The organism is Sediminicoccus rosea, from assembly GCF_033547095.1.
In the GTDB taxonomy this organism is placed as follows: domain Bacteria; phylum Pseudomonadota; class Alphaproteobacteria; order Acetobacterales; family Acetobacteraceae; genus Roseococcus; species Roseococcus rosea.
In genome coordinates this window covers 1,376,057-1,397,662 of the sequence record NZ_CP137852.1, presented here as the reverse complement: position 1 = coordinate 1,397,662, position 21,606 = coordinate 1,376,057, and the positions used below count along the sequence as shown (strand labels likewise).

Here is a 21,606-nt window from a genome sequence, read left to right as displayed (position 1 = left end):
AATCCACCGTGTGGTTCGGCGATGACACCCAGCGCAGCATCGCCCCCCGCACCTCGTCAATATGGGAACAGCAACCACATGGGTGAAGTGGCAGACAGCAATTCGTTGATGACCGAGATCGAATCCCTGGGCGCGCGCCTGCAGAAGGCCCGCGCCTCCATCGGGCGGGTGATCTTCGGCCAGGAGGAGGTGGTGGACCAGGTCCTCATCACCTTGCTCTCCGGCGGCCATGTGCTGCTGGTGGGCGTCCCCGGCCTTGGCAAGACGAAGCTGGTGCAGACGCTGGGCACGGTGATGGGCCTCGACGAACGCCGCGTGCAGTTCACCCCCGACCTCATGCCGGCCGACATCCTGGGTAGCGAGGTGCTGGAAGAAGGGGCGGACGGCAAGCGTGCCTTCCGCTTCCTGCCCGGCCCGGTCTTCTGCCAGCTGCTGATGGCCGACGAGATCAACCGCGCCTCGCCGCGCACCCAGTCCGCCCTGCTGCAGGCCATGCAGGAGCACAAGGTGGCGATCGGCGGCCAGGTCATGCCCCTGCCCGAGCCTTTCCACGTCCTCGCCACGCAGAACCCGATCGAGCAGGAAGGCACCTACCCCCTGCCCGAGGCACAGCTCGACCGCTTCCTGCTCGAAGTCGAGGTGGACTACCCGAGCGAGGAGGCCGAGCGCGCCATGCTGCTCGCCACCACCGGCGCCAGCGAGGCGCGCGCCACGCCGGCCATGACGGCGCAGGAACTCATCGCGGCGCAGCAGCTGATCCGCCGCATCCCGGTGGGCGAGCAGGTGGTGGACGCCATCATGAAGCTGGTGCGCGGCGCGCGCCCCGGCCCCGATGGCCTGCCCAGCGTGCGCGAGAACCTGGCCTGGGGTCCCGGCCCGCGTGCGGCCCAGGCGCTCATGCTCGCCACCCGCGCGCGCGCCGTGCTGGATGGCCGCCTCTCGCCGAGCCTGGACGACGTGCTGGCCCTGGCCGAGCCGGTGCTGCGCCATCGCATGGCTCTCTCCTTCGCGGCCCGGGCCGATGGCGTGAAGCTCGCCGACGTGATCGCCGAGCTGAAGGCCGGCCTTGGCTGAGCTGGCCACCCCGGCCCCCGCCTCGCCCGCCCGGGCGGAGGCGGCCGCCGCCCGGCTGCCGCCTCTCGTCGTCGCGGCCGAGCGAATCGCGGCGACCGTGATGCAGGGCGTCCATGGCCGGCGCCGTTCCGGCCATGGCGATGCCTTCTGGCAATTCCGCCCCTACACGACGGGCGACGCGGCGGCGAGCGTGGATTGGCGCCAGAGCGCCAAGGCCGACCGCCTCTTCGTGCGCGAGACGGAGTGGGAGGCGGCGCAGACCGTGCTGCTCTGGCGTGACCCCTCGCCCTCCATGGACTGGCGTTCCGGCCGCGGCCTGGAGACCAAGGCGGAGCGCGCCGACCTGCTGCTGCTCGCCCTCGCCTCCCTGCTGCTGCGCGGCGGAGAGCGCGTGCGGCTGGTGCAGGGCGACCGGCGCGCCTTCATGGGCCGCGCGGCCCTGCCGGCCCTAGCCATGGCGCTGCTGCGCGGGAAGGCGGCGGACGCGTCCGGGCTGGACATGGCCGTGCCGCGCCATGCGCGCCTCGTCATGATCGGCGATTTCCTCCAGCCCATCCCGGAAATCCAGGCCGCGCTCTCGAGCTTCGCCGCGCGCCCGGTGCGCGGCCAGCTGCTCCAGGTGATGGACCCGGCGGAAGAGACGCTGCCCTATGCCGGCCGCATCCGCTTCGACGGGCTGGAGGGCGAGGCGCCGCTGCTGGTGCCACGCGTGGAGACCATCCGCCCGCTCTATGCCGAGCGCCTGGCCGCGCATCGGGCCGGCATCGCCACCATGGCGCGGGCCGCGGGCTGGGGCTTCTCCACCCATCGCACGGACCACCCGCCGCATGCCGCCCTGCTGGCGCTGTGGCAGGCCCTGGCGCCATCATGAGCCCATGGGCATGATCTCCTTCGCCGCCCCCTGGCTGCTGCTCGCCCTGCCGGCCCTGCCGCTGCTCTGGTGGCTGCTGCGCGTCACGCCCCCGCAGCCACGCCGGATGGATTTCCCGGCCGCGATGCTGCTGCGCGACCTGCCGCTGGCCGAGGAGACGCCCGCCCGCACGCCCTGGTGGGTTCTGCTGATGCGGATCGCGGCCGCCGCCCTGCTCATCCTGGGCCTCGCCCGCCCGGTGCTGGGGCCGGGCGGCGATGCCGCGGGCGCGGGCACGCTGCTGCTGGTGCTGGATGATGGCTGGGCCTCCGGGCCCGACTGGCCGCTGCGCATCGCCATCGCCCAGGCCGAGCTGGACCGCGCGGGGCGCGAGGGGCGACCCGCCGCCCTGCTGACCACGGCGCCGGGCGAGGGCGCGGCCGCGCCCCGGGTGATCGGCCCCATGCCGGCAGGCGACCTTGCCCCCCGCCTCGCCGCGCTGCGCCCGCGCGCCTGGCCGCCCGAGCGCGCGGCAGCGCTGGCCGCCCTCGAGGCCTGGAGCCGCAGCGAGCCAGCTCGCTTCTCCGCGCTCTATCTCTCCGACGGCCTCGCCCATCATGACGGGGCGGCGGCCGCGGCGCTGATGGCGCGGCTCGGCCCCGCCCTCACCCTGGCCCGCGCCGAGGAGCGCCCGGTGCGCCTGCTCGCCCCGCCCCGCACCGAGGGGGACCGGCTGATCGCGACGCTGCGCCAGTCCCCCGTGCCGGTGGCTGGCGAGGCGAACCTGATCGCCCGCGCGCAGGATGGGCGCGCCCTGGCCCGCACGAGCTTCGCACTCGGCGCCGGCGCCACCGAGGCGCAGGCGGTGCTGGAACTGCCGACCGAGATCCGCAACCGCGTCCATCGCCTCGACCTCGCGGAGGAGAACGGCGCCGGGGCGGTGGTCCTGCTCGACGAGCGCTTCCGCCGCCGCCCGGTGGGCTTGCTGCCCGGCGCCGAGGACGGCGCCGACGCGCCGCTGATCGGTGACCTCTTTTACCTCGAGCGCGCACTCACCCCCTTCGCCGAACTGCGCCGGGGCGATGTGGAGCGCCTGCTGGCGCGGCCCATCTCGGTCCTCATCCTGGCCGACCGGCCCGTGGCGGAAGGGCCGGAACTGGCCGCCCTCACCCGCTTCGTCCAGCAGGGCGGGCTGCTCATCCGCTTCGCCGGCGCGCGCCTCGCGGAGCGGCCGGACCCGCTGCTGCCGGTGCAGCTCCGCGCCGAGCGGCAATTGGGCGGCTCCCTCTCCTGGGAGCAGCCGCAGCGCCTGGCCCCCTTCCCCGAGGGCTCCCCCTTCGCCGGCCTCGCCGTGCCGGCCGAGGTCACGATCGAGCGCCAGGTGCTGGCTGAACCCTCGCCGCGCCTGGCAGAGCGCGTCTGGGCGCGCCTCGCGGACGGCACGCCGCTGGTGACCGCCGAGACGCGCGGCGCCGGGCGGATCGTGCTGTTCCACGTGACCGCCACCGCCGAATGGTCGGACCTGCCGCTCTCCGGCCTCTTCGTGCAGATGCTGCGCCGCCTCGTCGCGCTGTCGGGCGGCGTCGCGGGCACCGAGGGCGAGTCGATGCTCGCACCGCTGGAGGCGCTGGACGGCTTCGGCCGCGCCGTGCCGCCACCGCCCGGCGCCCAGCCGCTGCCCGCTGCCGGCGAGGTGGTGATCTCCGCACGCCATCCGCCCGGCTGGTACGGGACCGCGGGCGGCGAGGGCTTTCGCCGCGCCGTGAACCTGGGCGAGACCCTGCCCGCCCCCGCCCTGCACGCCCCGCCCCCGGCCGGCACCACGCTCCGCACCATCGCAAGCATCCCGCCCGAGCGCGACCTCGGCCCCTGGCTGCTGGCCGCGGCTCTGCTGATCCTGGCGGCGGACCTGCTGGTCTCGCTGCGGCTGCGCGGCCTGCTGCTGCCTGCCCGCGCCGCGGCCATCGCCCTGCTGCTCTGCGCCACACCTGCCATGGCGCAGGAGAATCCCGGGCAATCGGCGCTGGTCACGCGCCTCGGCTACGTGCTGACCGGCGATGCGGCGCTGGACGAGACGACGCGCCAGGGCCTGGTCGGTCTCTCCGACTTCGTGAACCGCCGCACCGCCGCGACCCTGGCGGACCCGGTGGGGGTCACCCCGGGGCGCGATGACCTGAGCTTCTACCCGCTGCTCTACTTCGCCATCCGCCCGGACGCCCCAGCGCTCGACGCCGCGGCCACGGCGGCACTCAACGGCTTCATGCGGAATGGCGGCATCATCCTCTTCGACACGCGCGACGAGGGCTCGGGCGAGGGCTTCGCGCCCGGCGCGCGGGCCGCGCTGCGTCGCGTGACGCAGGGCCTCGCCATCCCGCCCCTCATGCCGGTACCCGAAGAGCATGTGCTGCGCCGGGCCTTCTACCTGCTGGCCGAATTGCCTGGCCGCTTCGCCGGCGGCACGGTCTGGGTGAGCCGCGAGCAGGACCGCGCCAATGACAGCGTCTCGCCCGTCGTCATCGGCGGGCACGACTGGGCGGGCGCCTGGGCGGTGGATGCGCGCGGGCAGAACTTGCATGCGGCGGTCCCCGGCGGCGCGCGGCAGCGCATCCTCGCCTACCGCTTCGGCGCCAACCTCGTGATGTACGCGCTGACCGGCAACTACAAGGGCGACCAGGTGCATGTGCCGGCCATCCTCGAGAGGCTCGGAAATTGACGCTCCCCACGACCCCGCCTTCGGCGCCTTGGCGGGGGGGCCTGATGGGTGCTGTGTCGTGGTTGACCATCACGGAGCGCGGAACCTTGGGAGGGCGTCATGATCCTGGCGGGCCGTCGCGCATGTTGAGGATTTGGGGCGCTTGAACACGTCGCTCGCCTTCGACTTCGCGCCGATCCTGCCGCTCTGGCTGTTGGGCACGCTGGCCTTGCTCTGCGCGCTGGCATTGCTGCCGGCCGCTTTGCGCCGCGCGCGGGGCGTCTGGTGGCGCGCGGCCGCCTTCGCGCTGATCCTGGGCGCGCTGGCCCAGCCGCGCCTCGTCGAGCAGACGCGCGAGACACGGCCCGACATCGCACTCCTGCTGGTGGACCGCAGCGACAGCACGCGCGTCGCCGCCAACCACGCCGCCGGCATCGAGGCCGCCCGCCGTGCCATCGAAGCGCGTCTGGGCCGCATGCGCGACGTGGAACTCCGCGTGGTGGACATCCCCGAGGGCGGCAACCAGGGCACCCGCGCCTTCGCCGCGCTGGAACGCGCCCTGGCCGACATTCCCGCCGCGCGCCTCGCCGGCGTGCTGCTGCTCTCCGACGGCCAGGTGCATGACGTGCCGGCCGATGGCAGCTGGGCGCCGGGCGAGGGCGTGCCGCTGCACCTGCTCATGCCTGGCCGCGCCGGCGAGACCGACCGCCGCATCCGGCTGATCGAGGCGCCGGGCTTCGGCATCGTCGGCCGCAGCGTGGAGCTGCGCCTCATCATCGAGGATCTCGGCGTGCGCGGCGGCGGCGAGGGAACCGCGCAGCTCACCCTCCGCCGCGACGGCGCGGCGCCGATCACCGAGGCCGTGCCCATCGGGCGCGAGCACCGCATCACCCTGCCCATCGAGCGTGCCGGCCCCTCCGTGATCGATCTCGTCGCCGAGACGCGGCCGGGCGAAGTGAGTGACGTGAACAACCGCGTTGTCGTCACGCTGAACGGCGTGCGGGACCGGCTGCGCGTGCTGCTCGTCTCGGGCGAGCCGCATGCGGGGGAGCGCACCTGGCGCCGCCTGCTCAAGGCCGATCCCGGCGTGGATCTGGTGCACTTCACCATCCTCCGCCCGCCCGAGAAGGATGACCTGACGCCGCTGAACGAACTCGCGCTCATCGCCTTCCCGGTGCGCGAGCTGTTCCAGGTGAAGCTGCGCGAGTTCGACCTCGTCGTGTTCGACCGCTTCGCCAATCGCGGCATCCTGCCACCCAGCTACATGCGCAACATCGCCGAATATGTCCGGGCCGGTGGCGCGCTGCTGCTCTCGGTCGGCCCGGAATTCGTGGGGCCGACGAGCCTCGCCGCAACGCCGCTCGGCGCCGTGCTGCCAGCGCGCCCGCTCAACCCGCAGCAGGCCATCATCGAGCAGGCCTATCGCCCGCGGATCAGTGGCGCCGGCGCGCGCCACCCGGTGACCGAGGGCATGCCGGGCGGCAACACCGAGACCGCCGAGCCGAGCTGGGGCCGCTGGTACCGCACCATCCGCGCCGAGCCGCGGGCGGGGGCCACGCTGATGGAAGGGGCGGGCGGCGCGCCGCTGCTCATCCTCGACCGCGTGGGCCAGGGGCGCGTGGCGCTGATGCTCTCGGACCACATCTGGCTCTGGTCGCGCGGGCATGATGGCGGCGGGCCGCAGCAGGAGCTGCTCCGCCGCACCGCGCATTGGCTGATGCGCGAGCCGGAGCTGGAGGAAGAGGACCTGACGGCCCGGATCGAGGCCGGACGCCTCTTCATCGCGCGCCGCAGCCTGGACGCCGCGGCACCGCCCGAGGTCACCATCATCGCGCCGGATGGCAGCAGCTTCCGCGCGCCCCTCACCCCGGGCGTGGGCGGCCGCGCCAGCGCCGAAGCCCCGGCCGAAGCACCGGGCCTCTGGCAGGTCAGCGACGGGCGCCGCCAGGCCTTCGCCGCCGCCATGCCGGCCAACCCGCCCGAATTCAGCGATCTCCGCTCCGATCCCGCGCGGCTCCAGCCGCTGGTGAACGCGACCGGCGGTGCGGCGCGCTGGGTCGGCGAGGGCACGAGCCTGCCCGAGATCCGCTCCGTCGCGGCGGGGCGCGATGCCCAGGGCTCGGGCTGGATCGGGCTGCGCAAGCGCGACGACCACACGGTGACCGGCATCGCCGCCCTGCCCCTGCTGCCACCCTGGCTGATGCTGCCGCTGCTGCTGGGGGTCGCCATCCTCGCCTGGCGGCGCGAGGCGCGCTGAATTTTTGATTTTGAGCCAAGGATCAGCTTCAGCTTGTCAGATTTTGCATGTTGATGGACGCTGGTTGCGCAGGCGGTACCGCCGACCTTGCCACCAACCCTGAGGGAGCTCCTTCCATGTTTCCACGCACCTTGGCCGTCGCGGCCGCCGCCCTCGCCATGACGGCGGGCAGCGTCGTTGCGCAGGATGTCAACCGCCGCCCGTCCTTCGGGACGCTGAACCTGAACTTCAACTTCGCGCCCGACCCCACGGTCGTGAACATCACGGCCGGCGGCACCATCCCGGCCGAGCGCATCGGCGGCCCGGGCTGCGTCGGCTCCATCGCGACGCCACCCGATGTGCGGCTGAACTACCGTGCCGGTGGCGGCCTGCCGCTCTACATCTCGGCGACGGCGCGCAGCGATGTGACACTCGTCATCAACCTGCCGAACGGGCGCTGGATCTGCAATGACGACTTCCGCGGCACCGATCCCGGGATCGTCTTCACCAACCCGCAATCCGGCCAGTACGACATCTGGATCGGCCATTACGGCCGCGGCGCGGGCGTCCCTGCGCAGCTGCTGATTTCCGAAATCGCGCCCCGCTGATACAGCCCTGATGCGGGGGGCATCGTCCCCCCCATCACCTGGAGATTCTTCATGACCGACTTCTTCACCGACGTGACGCTGGGCACGGGTGCCACCGCGACCGCCGGGCGTCCCGTGGCGGTGCATTACACGGGCTGGCTCTACGACGCCGCGGCGCCGGACAACAAAGGCCGCAAGTTCGACAGCTCGCGCGATCGCGGCGATGCCTTCCGCTTCCCGCTCGGCGCCGGCCATGTGATCCAGGGCTGGGACCTGGGCGTGGTGGGCATGAAGGTGGGCGGCCACCGCCGCCTCGTCCTGCCACCCGAGCTCGGCTACGGCGCACGCGGCGCAGGCGGCGTGATCCCGCCCAACGCCACGCTGGTGTTTGACGTGGAACTGCTCGAAGTCGGCTGAGCGTCGCCGCTCAATCGCGAAGACGGCCCCGGGCGGCTTGACGCGCCGCCCGGCAGCCTGTGGGCTTCCTCCCGCATCAGGGAGACGACGCCATGAACGCCATGGACCACACCGCGGCCGCGACCGCCTGGCTCGGCGCCTTCGAGGCCGCCCTGGCGCGCGGCGATGTGAGCGGCGTCTTCCAGCCCGACGGCCATTGGCGGGACATCCTGGCCTTCGGCTGGGACATCCGCACCACAACCGGCGCCACCACCATCGCCACCGCGCTGAGCGGCGCGCGGGCGAGAAACTTCCGTCTCGACCCCGGCCGCTCACCCCCGCGCCGCGTGCAGCGCGCGGGCGTCGAATGCCTGGAGGTGATCTTCGCCTTTGACGCCGAGCATGGCGCCGGGGCCGGCGCTGCGCGGCTGGTGGAAGGCCGCGCCTGGACGCTGCTGACGGCGCTGGACGCGATGGCCGGCGAGGGGCAGGTGGAGTTGCCCGACTACAGCCGCGAATTCGGCGGCGAGAACTGGCTCGACAAGCGCAACCGCGCGCGCGCCTACCAGGATCACGACCCCGCCGTGCTGGTGGTGGGCGGCGGGCAGGCGGGGCTCTCCATCGCCGCCCGCCTCGGCCAGCTCGGCGTGGACACGCTGATCGTGGATCGCGCGGCGCGCATCGGTGACAATTGGCGCAAGCGCTACCACGCGCTGACGCTGCACAACGAGACCTCGGTCAACCACCTCCCCTACCTGCCCTTCCCCGACACCTGGCCGGTCTTCATCCCGAAGGACAAGCTCGCCAACTGGTTCGAGTTCTATGTCGAGGCGATGGAGCTGAACTTCTGGACGGGTACGGAACTGGTCTCCGGCCACCGCGCGGGCGACGCCTGGGAGGTGACGCTGAAGCGCGCCGACGGCAGCACGCGCGTCATGCGGCCGCGGCACATCGTCTTCGCCACCGGCGTCAGCAGCATCCCGATCCGCCCGAAGCTGCCGGGGCTCGAGGATTTCGCGGGCCAGGTGATGCATTCGGGCGAGTATGTCGCGGGCCATGCCTGGAAGGGGAAGCCCGCGCTCGTGCTTGGCACCGGCAATTCCGGGCATGACGTGGCGCAGGACCTGCACGCCTCCGGCGCGCAGGTCAGCATGGTCCAGCGCAGCCCGACCTACATCGTGAGCCTCAGCGAGGCGCAGCGCGTCTATTCCATCTACACCGAGGGCCTGCCGATCCGCGATTGCGACCTGCTCGCCACCGCCATGCCCTATCCTGTGCTGTGCGAAGCCTATCGCCGCGCCACGACGCATTCGCGCAAGCTCGACCAGCCGCTGCTCGATGCGCTCGCCGCCGCCGGCTTCCGGCTGGACAACGAGGAAGGCTCGATGGGCTTCCAGATGAAGTATCTGGAGCGTGGCGGTGGCTACTACTTCAATGTCGGCTGCTCGGACCTGATCGCACGGCGCGAGATCGGGCTGGTGCAATACGCCGATGTGGACCGCGTCGTGGCGGAAGGCCTGCGCCTGAAGGATGGCCGCGTGGTGCCGGCGGAACTGCTCGTCCTCGCCACCGGCTACAAGAACCAGCAGGAGACGGTGCGCGCCTATCTCGGCGATGCGGTGGCCGATAGCGTTGGCCCCGTTTGGGGCTTCGATGCGGGGGGCGAGCTGCGCAACATGTGGCGGCCGACGGCGCAGGACGGGCTGTGGTTCACCGCCGGCAGCCTCGCGCAGTGCCGGATCTACTCGAAATTCCTCGCCATGCAGATCAAGGCGCGCGAGGCGGGTCTCGTCACCAGTCGCGGCGCAAGCTGAGCACGATCTCGTTCGTGTTCTCGACCAGGCTGTGCGTCACGCGCTCGACCACGTAGGTCCCGTTGTGCTGCGGGTCGATCGTGCGGGAATTGGCGACCGACATGCTCTTGTGGTCGAGGATCTGCACATGCTCGCCGACGCGCGGGATGGTGAGGAATTGCAACTGCCCCTCGGAGAACTTCCCGCCGCCTTCCATGCGGCTCGCGTAGTTGTGGCCCGAGAAGCGGTACAGCACCTTGAACACGGATCGTCCTCCAGAGGGTCCTTCGGGAGAAGCCACCCCATGCCTAACGCGGATTCGCGCCACAGGTTGGCGCGGGATCGAGATGGGCCCGAATCCCGCATGGCGCAAGCGGCTTCCCAGGCGCCCCGCCGGGGGCCAGATTGCGGCAGACTGCCAGTTCTGGAGAGTTGCCATGTTCTACGAACCGCGCCTGGGCCACGGCCTGCCGCATGATCCCTTCAAGGCCATCGTGGCGCCCCGCCCGATCGGCTGGATCTCCACGCTGGATGCGCAGGGGCGCCCGAACCTGGCGCCCTACAGCTTCTTCAACGCGGTGCATTCCCGCCCCGCCATGCTCTGCTTCACCAGCGAGACGATGAAGCACAGCGCCGCCAATGCGATCGCCACCGGCGAATTCGTCTTCAACCTCTGCACCCGGCCGCTCTTCGAGGCGATGAACATCTCCTCCGGCGCGCTCTCGGCCGGCGAGAGCGAGTTCGAGGCCGCGGGACTGGAAACGGCGCCCTGCCGCATCGTGAAGGCGCCGCGCGTCGCCGCCTCGCCCGCCTCGCTCGAATGCCGCGTGGCGCAGTCCTTCCAGCTGAAGGATGCGTCGGGCCGCGCGCTGGAAGGTTGGATGATCATCGGCGAGGTGGTGGGCGTGCACATCGACGAGGCCTATCTGCGCGATGGCCGCTTTGACACGCTGGCCGCCACCCCCCTCGCCCGCTGCGGCTACCGCGACTATGCCGCGGTCACCGAGATGTTCGAGGCGCTGCGCCCGATGGACGGGGGCGGCTTCGCCCCCGGCCAGCCGGATCGGTGAGAGCCTGTTCGCCTTTGGGGGATCCACCAAAGGCGTGAACCAGTCCCTTGGCTTGGCCCAAGGGTCGCTTCAGGCCGGGTCGCCATTGTCGGGAACGAGGCCAGCGGCCTCGATGCCCGCCATGCAGCAGACCTCGTCCTGCGCAGAGGCGTCGCCCGAAATGCCGACGGCGCCGAGCAGGATGTTCGCCGCGTCACGCACCAGTACGCCACCCGGCACCGGCACGGCGCGGCCGCCCGTCAGGTCCGAGAGCGCATTGGTGAAGCCCGGCATGGCCTGGGCGCGGCGCGCCAGCTCACGCGTGCCGAAGCCCATGGCGAGCGCGCCATAGGCCTTACCCATGGCGATCTCGGGCCGCATCAGGCTCGCCCCATCCTCGCGCTTGGTCACCTTCACATGGCCGCCCGCGTCCAGCACGACGACGCAGAGCGGCAACAGCCCGATCTCGCGCCCCTTGGCGAGGGCGGCATCGGCGATCGCCTCGGCCTGGGCGAGGGTGAGGCCGTTCACGGCGGCGGGGTGGGCGGGCTGCGGCATGGCGCGATCCTTTTGGTTTCGTTGTGCCGCGCGGATGGCCCGTCCGGCCGGCAGCGTCAAGCGCCGGCCCGGACCAGCGGCCGTGGATCCACGGCCTCGCCCCGCCGCCGCAGCTCGACATAGAGGGTGGGCGTGCCCGCGCCCGGCAGCACCCCCACCGGCTCGCCCGCCTGGACGCGCTGGCCGGCGGAGACATCCAGCCGCTCCATGCCCGCCAGCACCAGGTGCTGCCCTTGCCCGCAATCCAGGATCACCATGCGGCCATAGCTGCGGAACGGCGCGGCAAAGGCAACGCTGCCGCCGCAAGGCGCCGTGACCCGCGCACCGGGCGAGGCGGCAAAGGTCATGCCCTTGGCGGGCCCGCCCTCGCCCGGGCTGTTGAACCCGCGGACGAGACGGCCCGCCACGGGCAGGGAGGGACCCGCCGAGGGGGCCAGAGCAGGGGCAGGGGCAGGCTCTGGCAGGGGTGGGCGTTGTGCCACCACCCGGCGCTCCGCCTCCCGCCGGCGTTCGGCCTCGGCGCGTCGCTCGGCCTCGGCACGGCGGGCCTGCTCTCGCTCCAGCCGGGCCAGCGCCTCCTCCAGGCTCTGTGCGCGGGCGACGGCCTCCTCGGCCCGTGCGGCGGCGGCGCGCTCGGCGGCGCTGCGCTCGGCCAGTTGCTGGCGCGCCGCCTCGAGCTGGCGGTCGAGCTGGATGCTGGCCTGGCGCGCCTCAGCCTCGGCGAGGCTGCGCTGGCGGCGCTCCTCCGCGAAGCGTTGCGCCTCGGCACCGGCGCGAGCCTCGGCGGTGCGCAGCGCCTCCGCCATGGATTGCGCCTCGCGCAGCATGGCGCGGAGCGCGGCCAGGCCCATGGCCACCTCGGCGGGCGGCAGCGGCGCGGCGAGCAGGATGGGCGCGGGCTGCGCCGCAAGGCGCATCAGCAGCGGCATGAGGGGGGCGAGTTCGGCCGCGATGCGCTCCTGCTCGGCCCGGGCCTCTGCCTCGGCCCGGCGGGCGGCCTCGGCCCGGCCGCCGGCGGCGAGGGCCGCGCGTTCGGCGGCCTGCACCCGGGCGGCGCCGGCAATGCGCTCGGCGGCCAGTTGCTGCGCCTGGGTGGCGGCCTCCCGGGCGCGCTCGGCGGCCTGGGCGGCGGCGGCGCGCTCGGCCTCGGCCGCGCGGCGGGCGGCCGGGACATCCTGCGCCAGGGCGGGGCCCATCAGCAGCAGCAAGAGGGCAAGCAGGCGGATCACGCGCCTTGGTAACGGGAGCCAAGGGGGTGTCGCCAGCCTTTCGCGCGCGTGCGAAAAAGCGGCCACGGAATCAGGGACAACACCATGGCCGAAGGTCGCCTCTTCATCGGCAATCGCCGCTATTCCTCCTGGTCGTTGCGCGGCTGGCTGGCCGTGAAGCTGGCCGGGCTCGACGTCGAGGAGGTGGTGCTCCCGCTCGCCGGCACCGGCGGCAAGGGCAGCCCCGCCGTGCAGGAGAATTCGCCGAGCGGCCTTGTCCCCTATCTGGAGCATCAGGGCGCCCGCATCTGGGAGAGCCTGGCCATCGCCGAATACTGCGCGGAATTCGCCCCAGCGCTCTGGCCGGCGGAGCGCAAGGCCCGCGCCCATGCGCGCAGCATCGCGAGCGAGATGCATGCGGGTTTCCGCGAGCTGCGCATGGCGATGCCGATGAATCTCGGCCGCAGCTTCCCCGGCCGCGGCCGCACTCCCGGCGCGCTGGCCGATATCGCCCGCGTCGAGGCGATCTGGGCCGAGGCGCTGGCCCTCCATGGCGGGCCCTTCCTGATGGGCGACGCCTTCACCATCCCGGATGTCATGTATGCGCCGGTGGTGGCCCGCTTCCTCACCTGGCAGCCGGAGCTCTCCGCGACGAGCCAGACCTACATGGCGGCGGTGCGCGCGCATCCTCTGGTGGAGGATTGGTATCGCGGTGCCATGGCGGAACCCAAGGAGTGGCTGCTGCCCAAATACGAGGATCCGGCATGACCAGCACCGCCCTCGCGCTCGATCACGTCGGGATCTGCGCGCAGCAGCTCGGGCCGATGACGGCGCAATTCGAGGCGCTGGGCTTCTCGCTCTCGCCCATCGCGCAGCAATCGGGGCGGCCCACGCCCGAAAAGCCAGTCGAGCTCTACGCCACCGGGAATCGCTGCGCCTTCCTGAAGCACGGCTATATCGAGCTGCTGGCGATCCTGGAGCCCGGCCGCTTCGACAATGGCCTGTCCAGGTTCATCAGTCGCTATGAAGGGCTGCACATCCTCGCCATGGGCATGGATGACGCGGAGGCCAATCTCGCCCGCATGCGCCGCGCGGGCATTCCTATCCCCGGTGTGGCGCATCTCGAGCGCCCGGTGGACAAGCCGGACGGGCCGCGCGCGAAATTCTCCCGCCTGCCCTACCCCGATGCGCCGGAGGGCCGGCTGCAACTCATCACCCACCACACGCCCGAGCTGATCTGGCAGGAACGCTGGATGGACCACGCCAACCAGGCGGTGGCCCTGACAGAACTGCTGCTGGTCAGCGCGGAGCCGGCGGTGACGGCGGGCCGCCTTTCCAAGCTGACCGGCCTGGTCATCGAGCCGCGCGGCGCGGGCGGCTTCCTGCTGCGCTTCCCTGGCGGCGCCGGCGTCGCCGGGCCGCAGGCGCCGGCCATGGAGACCCGCGTCTCGATCTGCGCACCAGAGGATCTGCCCGCGACGCTGCCGGGTGTCACCATCCCCGACCTGCCCTTCATGGCGGGCTTCTGGGTGCAGACCAGCGACGGCAATGCGGCGGTGCGCCGCCTGCTCGGCCACCTGCCGCTGGTGGAACTGCCCGGCGGCGCGCTGATGGTGCCGCCCGCCCATGCCGCCGGTGCCGCGTTGGTCTTCCACCCGTGACCCACGCCGCGGCGATCGGCCGCAGCCTGCGCCTCTATCACGCGCCCGGACGGCAGCCGCTGCTGGATGGTTTCTACCGGCGCTTCCTGGGCGTGGGCGACCTCGCCTTCGATGTCGGCTGCCATGTGGGGGACCGCGCGGCGAGCTTCCTGCGCATCGGCGCGCGCGTCGTCGCCGTCGAACCACAGCCGCGCCTTGGCCGTGCACTGCGGCTGCTGTTCCGCGATGCGCCCGGCTTCACGCTGGTGCCCGCGCTGATTGGCGCCACGGCGGGCGAGGCGGTGCTGCGGCTGAACAGCGCCAACCCGACCGTCGCCACGGCCAGCGCCGATTTCATCGCCGCCGCCCAGGGCGCCCCCGGCTGGGAGGGCCAAGTGTGGGACGCCGAGATCCCCCTGCCCCGAACCACGCTGGACGCCCTGATCGCCGCGCATGGCATGCCGGATTTCGTGAAGATCGATGTGGAGGGCTGGGAGGCGGAGGTGCTGGCCGGCCTCTCCCGCCCGCCCCGCGCGCTCTCCTTCGAGTTCACCACCATCCAGCGCGGTGTGGCGCATGCCTGCATCGAGCGGCTGACCGCACTCGGCCTCACGCATTTCAACGCCTGCCTCGGCGAGAGCATGCGCTGGGAATTCTCGCGGGCGGTGGATGCGGACGCCATGGCCGCATGGCTTCGCGACCTGCCGGCCGAGGCCAATAGCGGCGATGTCTATGCCACGCCGAACCCGGAGCTGGTTTCACACGGCTGACGCCGGATCGCGCCGTGACATTTGGCGGTGGCCATGCCTCAATCCTTTCCCTCGCAGGTAAGGATCACCCCATGGCCACTGCGCCCGGCCGAAAGCGCAAAGCCCCCGCCGAACCGCCAGCCCGTAGCTCACCCGCCCTAAGCGCGCCCGCTCAGGCCGCGCCCGCCGTGGTCACGCCGCAGGGCTTTCCCTGTGTGGCCCTGCTTCTGCAAGGCGGCGGCGCGCTCGGTGCCTATCAGGGCGGCGTGTATGAGGCGCTGGCCGCGGCGCGGGTGATGCCCAATTGGGTGGTCGGCATTTCCATCGGCGCGATCAACGCCGCACTCATCGCCGGCAACCCGCCCGAGCGGCGCGTGGCACAGCTGCATGCCTTCTGGGAGACGGTGACCGAGCGCCCCATCTCCAACCTGACGCGCGCCCTGTTCGGCGACACGCCGCCCAAGGCCGGCAACATCCTGCACCAGGCGATGGACCGCTGGGGCGCCGCGCAGGCGCTGGTGACGGGCGCGCCCGGCTTCTTCGAGCCGCGCTTCCCGCCGCCCTTCGCGCAGATCCCGGGCAGCGAGGGCGCGACCAGCTTCTATGACACGAGCAAGCTGAAGGCGACGCTGGAATCGCTGGTGGATTTCGACCGCATCAATTCGGGTGAGATGCGGTTCAGCGTGGGCGCCGTGAATGTCCGCACCGGCAACTTCACCTATTTCGACAGCGAGACCGACAGGATCCGCGCCGAGCACATCCTCGCCAGCGGCGCGCTGCCGCCCGGCTTTCCCGCGGTCGAGATCGACGGCGAGTACTACTGGGATGGCGGGCTCGTCTCCAACACGCCGCTGCAATGGTTGGTGGAGGCGCGCAAGCGGCGGGACACGCTGGCCTTCCAGGTGGATCTCTGGAGCGCGCGCGGCGAATTGCCGCGGGACCTCACGGAGGTCGCGGTGCGGCAGAAGGAGATCCAGTTCTCCAGCCGCACCCGCGCCAGCACGGACCACCTCAAGCACCTGCAGAATATCCGCGGCGCGCTGAGCGTGCTGCTGCGCGACGTGCCGCCCGAAGCCTGCCAGACGGAGGAGGGGCGGATGCTGCGCGAATTCGCCGACCGGAAAGTCTACAACGTCGTGCAACTGATCTACCGCTCACCCTCCTACGAGGCGGATTCGAAGGACTACAACTTCTCCCGCCGCAGCATGGTCGAGCACTGGCAGACAGGCCTGGCCGATGCGCAGCTCGCCCTGAGCCACCCGGAGATCTTCCAGCGGCCGCCAGGCGACGTGCATTTCCAGGCCTTCGATTTCCACCACACGCAGGACATCCCGCCCCGCGCCCCCACCGACCAGGGAGAGGTCTGACGATGAACGAGGATGACGTGCGGGCGAAAGCCTTCGCGATGCCGCTGACGAGCCCGGCTTATCCGCCCGGGCCCTACCGCTTCGTGGATCGCGAATACCTTATCATCACCTACCGGACGGACCCGGAGAAGCTGCGTGCCCTGGTGCCGGAGCCGCTGATGATCGACGCGCCGCTGGTGAAATACGAATTCATCCGCATGCCGAACTCCACCGGCTTCGGCGATTACACCGAGAGCGGCCAGGTGATCCCCGTCTCCTTCCAGGGGCGGCATGGCGGCTACACCCATTGCATGTTCCTCAACGATGAGGGGCCGATCGCAGGTGGGCGCGAGCTCTGGGGCTTCCCCAAGAAGCTGGCGGAGCCACGCCTGAAGGCCGAGGTGGACACGCTGATCGGCACGCTGGACTACGGGCCGGTGCGCATCGCGACCGGCACCATGGGATTCAAGCACCAGCAGGCGGATCACGCGGCGGTGCTGGCCTCCATGCTCACGCCGAATTTCCTGCTGAAGATCATCCCGCATGTGGACGGCACCCCCCGCATCTGCGAGCTGGTCGAATACACGCTGGAGAATGTGACGCTGAAGGGCGCCTGGACCGGCCCCGGCGCGCTCTCCCTCATGCCGCATGCGCTGGCGCCGGTGGCGGAGTTGCCGGTGCTGGAGATCGTCTCGGCCACGCATATCCTGGCGGACCTCACGCTCGGGCTGGGCCGGGTCGTGCATGACTACCTCAACCCTGGAAAGGAAAGCTGACCATGCGGATGCAGGACAAGGTCGCCGTCGTCACCGGGGCCGCGAGCGGCATCGGCAAGGAGATCGCCGCCACCTTCGCGCGCGAGGGGGCCAAGGTCGTCATCGCGGACCTCAACAAGGCCGCGGCCGATGCGGCGGCGCTCGAGATGGGCGGGACGGATCGCGCGATCGGCGTCGCGATGGACGTGACGAACGAGGCGCAGGTGGAGGCGGGCGTCGCCGAGGCGCTGGCGAAGTTCGGCCGCATCGACGTGCTGGTGAGCAATGCCGGCATCCAGGTCGTCTCGCCGCTCGACGAGTTCCCCTTCGACAAGTGGAAGCAGCTTCTCGCCATCCATCTGGACGGCGCCTTCCTCACCACGCGCGCGGTGCTGCGCCACATGTACACGCGGCCGGGCGGCGGCAGCATCATCTACATGGGCTCGGTGCATTCGAAGGAGGCGTCGCAGCTCAAGGCGCCCTATGTCACCGCCAAGCATGGGCTGATTGGCCTCGCCAAGACGGTCGCGAAGGAAGGCGCCAAGCATGGCGTGCGCGCCAACGTCATCTGCCCGGGCTTCGTGCGCACGCCGCTGGTGGAGAAGCAGATCCCCGAGCAGGCCAAGGAATTCGGCATCTCCGAGGCGGAGGTGGTGAAGAACATCATGCTGAAGGAGACCGTGGATGGGGAATTCACCACGGTCCAGGATGTGGCGGAGACGGCGCTCTTCTTCGCCAGCTTCGGCTCCAACGCGCTCACCGGCCAGTCGCTGGTGGTGAGCCATGGATGGTTCATGCAGTAGCGGCCCCCGCTGGGGCCGCCGGCGCTCAGCCCCGCGCGTCGCGCGCCGCCTGCGCGTTGCGCCCGGCCTGGGAGACGCTGCCCACGCGCCCGCCCGTGATGATGCCGCGGCGCTTCGCATTGGGCAGCGAGGCCGGCCCGGCGGCCGGCGTCGCGCCCGCGCCGGGATGATGGGGCTGGGCGGCCTGGCGGCGCGCCAGCGCGGCTTGCAGCGCCGCCGTCGCCTCGGCACGCTTCGCCTCGGCCCGCAGGGCGGCCAGCCTGGCATTCACGCGCTTCAGGCCGCGCGCGAAGACCTGCTTCTTCTCGAGGAGGCCGCGGTCGCTCGCCGTCTCGGCGGCGGTGCCGCGCGCCTCGGCCTTGCCGCGATGCACCCGGCGCCGGCCGCGGATGATGTCCCGCGCGCGGGCATGCTGGCCGCGCAGCCAGCGGGCGAGGCTGACCAGATCCTCATGCGGCAGGGCCGCGAGTTCCGGGTAATGGCTGCTGACGACGGGGGCGAACTCCTCCTCGCTCAGCAGGCGGCGTTCGGCGGCGAATTCCACACCCATGTTGCGTCTCCCTCGGTTCTGGGCCGTCATCATGCACGCCGCCCGGCCGCGAAGCCAGGGAACTCCGTCCCGCCGCTGAACCGGACGTCCCAGGCCGCGGCCGCCCGTTGTGCGGCGCGAAACAGCCATGCGATAGGAGAAGGCGATTGGCCGGTGGCATGATGCGGCCGAAAGGAACCTGACATGCTGCTCGGCCTTTGCGCGGCGATCCTGGTGGCGGGCGCCATGGTGCTGGCGCAGTCCCTCGTCGTGCCGATCCTCTTCGCCATCTTCGCCATCGCGCTCGTCTGGCCCTTGCAACGGCGGCTCGCGGGGCTGCTCACCGGCCCGCTCGCCATGCTCGTCACCATGGCGGTGGCGCTGGTCACGCTGGTGGGGATGGCGCTGCTGATCGCGTGGGCCTTCGGCGGCGTGGCGCAATGGGTCGTGACCAATTCCGCGCAGCTGCAGATGCTCTACACGCAGAAGCTGGCCTTCCTCGCGGCGCAGGGAATCGAGGTGGCAAGCGTCTTCGCCGAGAACTTCAACACACGCTGGCTGGTGCGGATCGCGCAGGAGGTGACGGGCCGGCTGCAGGGCATCGTCAGCTTCACCATCGTGACCGTGGTCTTCCTCGTGCTCGGCCTGCTGGAGGTGGAGGTGGTGCAACGGCAGATGGCCCGCATGCCGGGCGAGACGCCGGCCGCGCTGCTGCGCGCGGCGGCGGTGACAGCCCAGAAGTTCCGCGTCTACATGCTGGTCCGCAGCATCATGAGCCTGGTCACCGGCCTCTGCGTCTGGGGCTTCGCGAGCTTCATGGGCCTGGACCTCGCGGCCGAATGGGGCGTGATCGCCTTCGTGCTGAACTACATCCCCTTCATCGGGCCGCTGGTGGCCACGCTCTTCCCCACGATCTTCGCCATCCTGCAATTCGCCTCCTGGGAGGTGGCGCTGGTGGTCTTCGTCAGCCTGAACCTGATCCAGACCATCTCGGGCAGCTATATCGAGCCGTTGCTGGCGGGGAAGACGCTGGCCGTCTCCTCCTTCATGGTGCTGCTGGCCGTCTTCCTCGGCTCCTTCCTCTGGGGCATCGCGGGCGCCTTCATCGGCGTGCCGGTCTTGATCGCGACACTGACCATTTGCCAGCAATTCCCCCGCTCCCGCTGGGTGGCCGACCTGCTCTCCGGCCGCGACCCCGGCCCTGCCTGACACGAGGACTTCATGGCCACATCCCCGAAGCGCCAGCCCGCCAAGCCGAAGCCCGCGAATCCCGAGCCGTCACGGCGCGATCCGCTGCTGATCGATCTCGGCCTGCAGGGCGGCGGCAGCCACGGCGCCTTCACCTGGGGCGTGTTGGACCGCCTGCTGGAGGAGGACTGGCTGAAGATCGAGGCGATCTCCGGCACCTCGGCCGGCGCGATGAACGCCGCCGTGCTGGCGGATGGCCATGCGGAGGGCGGCGCCGAGGGGGCGCGCGCGGCGCTGGAGAAGTTCTGGCGCAGTGTCTCCCGCGCGGCGGCCCTGAGCCCGCTGAAGCGCGGCCCGCTCGACATCATGCTCGATCGCTGGACGCTCGATTCCTCGCCCGCCTATGTGGCGATGGACGTGATGTCGCGCCTCTTCTCGCCCTATGACATGCCCTTCGGCGGCGGCAACCCGCTGGAGGAGATCCTGGCCCAGAACCTCGATTTCGGGCGACTCTCGGCGGCGCCGATCAAGCTCTTCATCACCGCCACCAATGTCCGCACCGGGCGCGGCCGCGTCTTCCGCAACGCCGAGATCTCGCCCCAGGTCCTGATGGCCTCGGCCTGCCTGCCGCAGATGTTTCAGGCGGTGGAGATCGAGGGCGACGGCTATTGGGATGGCGGCTTCGCCGGCAACCCGACCATGACGCCCCTGATCCGCGAATGCACCTCGGACGACACCATCCTGGTCGGTATCAACCCGGTGCAGCGCCCGGGCATTCCGCGCGCCGCGCGCGATATCCTGAACCGCCTGAACGAGGTCTCCTTCAACGCCGTCCTGCTGAAGGAGCTGGAGATGATCGCCCTGCTGCGCCGGGCCGCCGCGCGCATCGACGATCCCGAGGCGCGGCACTGGGCCAGCATGCGCCTGCACCTCGTCCGCTCCGACCGCGTGGCCGAGCTCGGCGCATCCTCCAAGCTCAATGCCGAATGGCCCTTCCTCACCATGCTCCGGGATGAGGGACGGCGCGCCATGGATGCCTTCCTGCGCGAGCGGGGCGCCGATCTCGGCCAGCGCTCCACGCTCAACATCGACCGGCTGCTGGAAGCGGACTGAGCCTCAGCCGTCCAGCCGCACATTCGCGGCGCGCGCCACTTCGCGCCACTTCACGATCTCGGCGCGAATGAAGGCGGCGAACTGCTCCGGCGTGCCGGGATCGGCGATCGCGCCCATGGAGAGGAAGCGCTCCTGCATCGCCGTGTCGCGCAGGATGGCGCCGATATCGGTGGAGATGCGGCGGATGATCTCGGCCGGCGTCGCCGCGGGCGCAACCAGGCCGCTCCAGCCCGCCGCCTCGTAGCCGGGTGCCAGCGTCTCGGCGATGGTCGGCACATCGGGCAACTGGGGAACGCGGCGCGGCTGCGCCACCGCCAGCGCGCGCACCCGCCCGCCCTGGATCTGCGGCAGGGCGCTGGCCACGCTGTCCATCATCAGCGGCACATTGCCGGCCAGCAGGTCCGCCATGCCGGGGCCCGAGCCGCGATAATGCACGATGTTGAAGCGCAGGCCGGTGCGAAGCTGCAGAAGTTCCGTCGCCATGTGCTGGCTGGTGGCCGGCCCGGCCGAGGCGATGTTCACCTCGCCCGGGCGGGCGCGCACGGCGGCGGCCATCTCCTGCACGGTGCGGGCCGGGAAGCTGGGATGCGCCACCAGCAGCAGCGGCACCATGGCGATGTTGGTGATGGCGGCGAAGTCACGCTCCGCGTCATAGGGGATGCGCGGCAGGACGGAGGGATTGACGCCGAGCGTGCCCGAGGTGCCGGCGATCAGCGTGTAGCCATCGGGGGCCGCGCGGGCGCCCGCTTCCAGCGCGGGCGCGCCGGCCCCGCCGCCGCGATTCTCCACCACCACGCGCTGCGGCCAGCGCTGCGAGAGCTGGTCCGCCACGAGGCGGGTGAAGATGTCCGCCGCCTGGCCCGGCGGAAAGGGCACGATGATGCGGACTGGCCGGTCGGGCCAGGCGCCCTGGGCGCGCGCGGTGAGCGGCAGGAGCGAAGGCGCGGCCAGCAGCGCGCGGCGGGATGCATTCATGATGGTGTTCCTCCGGGTCAGGCTTGCCGCCGTGGTTCTGGGCGCTAGCCTGTGGGGCAAATGAG

At 71.6% G+C, this 21,606-nt stretch carries 21 protein-coding genes; 16 read left to right on the top strand and 5 right to left on the bottom strand.

All coding sequences use genetic code 11. The annotated features are described in order from the left end of the window. Positions 1 to 78 precede the first annotated feature (78 nt). From R9Z33_RS06700 to R9Z33_RS06670, 7 genes are all read left to right on the top strand, one after another. Complete coding sequence (locus tag R9Z33_RS06700) at positions 79 to 1,074, top strand: AAA family ATPase (RefSeq protein ID WP_404830660.1); 996 nt, start codon at positions 79 to 81, stop codon at positions 1,072 to 1,074. Continuing rightward, positions 1,067 to 1,945, top strand: a complete 879-nt coding sequence (locus tag R9Z33_RS06695) for a DUF58 domain-containing protein (RefSeq protein ID WP_318650532.1) — start codon at positions 1,067 to 1,069, stop codon at positions 1,943 to 1,945. Before R9Z33_RS06700 ends, R9Z33_RS06695 begins: the two co-directional genes overlap by 8 nt. A 10-nt stretch (positions 1,946 to 1,955) precedes the next feature. Then, on the top strand, positions 1,956 to 4,637 hold the full coding sequence (locus R9Z33_RS06690; protein WP_318650531.1) for a DUF4159 domain-containing protein: 2,682 nt from the start codon (positions 1,956 to 1,958) through the stop codon (positions 4,635 to 4,637). A gap of 142 nt (positions 4,638 to 4,779) precedes the next feature. Then, complete coding sequence (locus R9Z33_RS06685) at positions 4,780 to 6,873, top strand: hypothetical protein (RefSeq protein ID WP_318650530.1); 2,094 nt, start codon at positions 4,780 to 4,782, stop codon at positions 6,871 to 6,873. A gap of 116 nt (positions 6,874 to 6,989) precedes the next feature. After that, positions 6,990 to 7,460 carry a hypothetical protein gene (locus tag R9Z33_RS06680; protein WP_318650529.1) on the top strand — a complete coding sequence of 157 codons (471 nt, stop codon included), beginning with the start codon at positions 6,990 to 6,992 and terminating at the stop codon, positions 7,458 to 7,460. 51 nt (positions 7,461 to 7,511) lie between these two features. After that, positions 7,512 to 7,856 carry an FKBP-type peptidyl-prolyl cis-trans isomerase gene (locus R9Z33_RS06675; RefSeq protein ID WP_318650528.1) on the top strand — a complete coding sequence of 115 codons (345 nt, stop codon included), beginning with the start codon at positions 7,512 to 7,514 and terminating at the stop codon, positions 7,854 to 7,856. 92 nt (positions 7,857 to 7,948) lie between these two features. Then, positions 7,949 to 9,649 (top strand): flavin-containing monooxygenase, encoded by a 1,701-nt coding sequence (locus R9Z33_RS06670; protein ID WP_318650527.1) that lies wholly within the window; start codon positions 7,949 to 7,951, stop codon positions 9,647 to 9,649. Here R9Z33_RS06670 and R9Z33_RS06665 read toward each other — a convergent pair. Then, positions 9,627 to 9,893 carry a hypothetical protein gene (locus R9Z33_RS06665; RefSeq protein ID WP_318650526.1) on the bottom strand — a complete coding sequence of 89 codons (267 nt, stop codon included), beginning with the start codon at positions 9,891 to 9,893 and terminating at the stop codon, positions 9,627 to 9,629. The genes R9Z33_RS06670 and R9Z33_RS06665 overlap by 23 nt on opposite strands. 172 nt (positions 9,894 to 10,065) lie before the next feature. On the opposite strand from R9Z33_RS06665, the gene R9Z33_RS06660 reads away from it, so the two are divergent. Then, positions 10,066 to 10,698, top strand: a complete 633-nt coding sequence (locus R9Z33_RS06660; RefSeq protein WP_318650525.1) for a flavin reductase family protein — start codon at positions 10,066 to 10,068, stop codon at positions 10,696 to 10,698. A 69-nt stretch (positions 10,699 to 10,767) separates the two neighbouring features. Here the strand turns inward: R9Z33_RS06660 and R9Z33_RS06655 are convergent, their stop codons facing one another. Beyond that, complete coding sequence (locus tag R9Z33_RS06655; RefSeq protein WP_318650524.1) at positions 10,768 to 11,235, bottom strand: GlcG/HbpS family heme-binding protein; 468 nt, start codon at positions 11,233 to 11,235, stop codon at positions 10,768 to 10,770. Between the two features lie 56 nt (positions 11,236 to 11,291). Continuing rightward, positions 11,292 to 12,464: a murein hydrolase activator EnvC family protein gene (locus tag R9Z33_RS06650; RefSeq protein ID WP_318650523.1), complete on the bottom strand. Its 1,173-nt coding sequence runs from the start codon at positions 12,462 to 12,464 to the stop codon at positions 11,292 to 11,294. 84 nt (positions 12,465 to 12,548) lie between these two features. Here R9Z33_RS06650 and R9Z33_RS06645 point away from each other — a divergent pair, with 84 nt between their 5' ends. The 6 genes from R9Z33_RS06645 to R9Z33_RS06620 all read left to right on the top strand — a co-directional run bounded on the left by R9Z33_RS06645 (position 12,549) and on the right by R9Z33_RS06620 (position 17,736). Continuing rightward, positions 12,549 to 13,211: a glutathione S-transferase family protein gene (locus R9Z33_RS06645; protein ID WP_318650522.1), complete on the top strand. Its 663-nt coding sequence runs from the start codon at positions 12,549 to 12,551 to the stop codon at positions 13,209 to 13,211. Further along, positions 13,208 to 14,104, top strand: a complete 897-nt coding sequence (locus tag R9Z33_RS06640; protein WP_318650521.1) for a VOC family protein — start codon at positions 13,208 to 13,210, stop codon at positions 14,102 to 14,104. The genes R9Z33_RS06645 and R9Z33_RS06640 overlap by 4 nt, the downstream gene beginning before the upstream one ends. Then, the gene (locus R9Z33_RS06635) at positions 14,101 to 14,853 is read left to right on the top strand and encodes an FkbM family methyltransferase (protein ID WP_318650520.1); all 753 of its coding nucleotides are present in this window, start codon (positions 14,101 to 14,103) and stop codon (positions 14,851 to 14,853) included. The genes R9Z33_RS06640 and R9Z33_RS06635 overlap by 4 nt, the downstream gene beginning before the upstream one ends. A 167-nt stretch (positions 14,854 to 15,020) precedes the next feature. Continuing rightward, positions 15,021 to 16,199, top strand: a complete 1,179-nt coding sequence (locus tag R9Z33_RS06630) for a patatin-like phospholipase family protein (RefSeq protein ID WP_318650519.1) — start codon at positions 15,021 to 15,023, stop codon at positions 16,197 to 16,199. A 2-nt stretch (positions 16,200 to 16,201) separates the two neighbouring features. Further along, positions 16,202 to 16,954, top strand: a complete 753-nt coding sequence (locus tag R9Z33_RS06625; protein WP_318650518.1) for an acetoacetate decarboxylase — start codon at positions 16,202 to 16,204, stop codon at positions 16,952 to 16,954. 2 nt (positions 16,955 to 16,956) lie between these two features. After that, the gene (locus R9Z33_RS06620; protein WP_318650517.1) at positions 16,957 to 17,736 is read left to right on the top strand and encodes a 3-hydroxybutyrate dehydrogenase; all 780 of its coding nucleotides are present in this window, start codon (positions 16,957 to 16,959) and stop codon (positions 17,734 to 17,736) included. A gap of 25 nt (positions 17,737 to 17,761) precedes the next feature. On the opposite strand, the gene R9Z33_RS06615 is transcribed toward R9Z33_RS06620, so the two are convergent. Beyond that, the gene (locus R9Z33_RS06615) at positions 17,762 to 18,286 is read right to left on the bottom strand and encodes a hypothetical protein (protein WP_318650516.1); all 525 of its coding nucleotides are present in this window, start codon (positions 18,284 to 18,286) and stop codon (positions 17,762 to 17,764) included. Positions 18,287 to 18,469: 183 nt separating this feature from the next. Between R9Z33_RS06615 and R9Z33_RS06610 the strand changes: the two genes are divergently transcribed. Next, on the top strand, positions 18,470 to 19,474 hold the full coding sequence (locus R9Z33_RS06610) for an AI-2E family transporter (RefSeq protein WP_318650515.1): 1,005 nt from the start codon (positions 18,470 to 18,472) through the stop codon (positions 19,472 to 19,474). A 12-nt stretch (positions 19,475 to 19,486) separates the two neighbouring features. Further along, positions 19,487 to 20,566 (top strand): patatin-like phospholipase family protein, encoded by a 1,080-nt coding sequence (locus tag R9Z33_RS06605; protein ID WP_318650514.1) that lies wholly within the window; start codon positions 19,487 to 19,489, stop codon positions 20,564 to 20,566. Between the two features lie 3 nt (positions 20,567 to 20,569). Here R9Z33_RS06605 and R9Z33_RS06600 read toward each other — a convergent pair whose 3' ends face one another. Next, complete coding sequence (locus R9Z33_RS06600) at positions 20,570 to 21,541, bottom strand: Bug family tripartite tricarboxylate transporter substrate binding protein (protein ID WP_318650513.1); 972 nt, start codon at positions 21,539 to 21,541, stop codon at positions 20,570 to 20,572. Positions 21,542 to 21,606 lie beyond the last annotated feature (65 nt).

Excerpts from the sequence above, each read along its gene's own strand:
- R9Z33_RS06620 (WP_318650517.1), top strand. The coding sequence starts at position 16,957 with ATGCGGATGCAGGACAAGGTCGCCGTCGTCACCGGGGCCGCGAGCGGC.
- R9Z33_RS06660 (WP_318650525.1), top strand. The coding sequence starts at position 10,066 with ATGTTCTACGAACCGCGCCTGGGCCACGGCCTGCCGCATGATCCCTTC.
- R9Z33_RS06640 (WP_318650521.1), top strand. The coding sequence starts at position 13,208 with ATGACCAGCACCGCCCTCGCGCTCGATCACGTCGGGATCTGCGCGCAG.
- R9Z33_RS06610 (WP_318650515.1), top strand. The coding sequence starts at position 18,470 with ATGCTGCTCGGCCTTTGCGCGGCGATCCTGGTGGCGGGCGCCATGGTG.
- R9Z33_RS06680 (WP_318650529.1), top strand. The coding sequence starts at position 6,990 with ATGTTTCCACGCACCTTGGCCGTCGCGGCCGCCGCCCTCGCCATGACG.
- R9Z33_RS06655 (WP_318650524.1), bottom strand. The coding sequence starts at position 11,235 with ATGCCGCAGCCCGCCCACCCCGCCGCCGTGAACGGCCTCACCCTCGCC.
- R9Z33_RS06675 (WP_318650528.1), top strand. The coding sequence starts at position 7,512 with ATGACCGACTTCTTCACCGACGTGACGCTGGGCACGGGTGCCACCGCG.
- R9Z33_RS06690 (WP_318650531.1), top strand. The coding sequence starts at position 1,956 with ATGATCTCCTTCGCCGCCCCCTGGCTGCTGCTCGCCCTGCCGGCCCTG.
- R9Z33_RS06625 (WP_318650518.1), top strand. The coding sequence starts at position 16,202 with ATGAACGAGGATGACGTGCGGGCGAAAGCCTTCGCGATGCCGCTGACG.
- R9Z33_RS06615 (WP_318650516.1), bottom strand. The coding sequence starts at position 18,286 with ATGGGTGTGGAATTCGCCGCCGAACGCCGCCTGCTGAGCGAGGAGGAG.
- R9Z33_RS06645 (WP_318650522.1), top strand. The coding sequence starts at position 12,549 with ATGGCCGAAGGTCGCCTCTTCATCGGCAATCGCCGCTATTCCTCCTGG.
- R9Z33_RS06600 (WP_318650513.1), bottom strand. The coding sequence starts at position 21,541 with ATGAATGCATCCCGCCGCGCGCTGCTGGCCGCGCCTTCGCTCCTGCCG.
- R9Z33_RS06670 (WP_318650527.1), top strand. The coding sequence starts at position 7,949 with ATGAACGCCATGGACCACACCGCGGCCGCGACCGCCTGGCTCGGCGCC.
- R9Z33_RS06700 (WP_404830660.1), top strand. The coding sequence starts at position 79 with ATGGGTGAAGTGGCAGACAGCAATTCGTTGATGACCGAGATCGAATCC.
- R9Z33_RS06605 (WP_318650514.1), top strand. The coding sequence starts at position 19,487 with ATGGCCACATCCCCGAAGCGCCAGCCCGCCAAGCCGAAGCCCGCGAAT.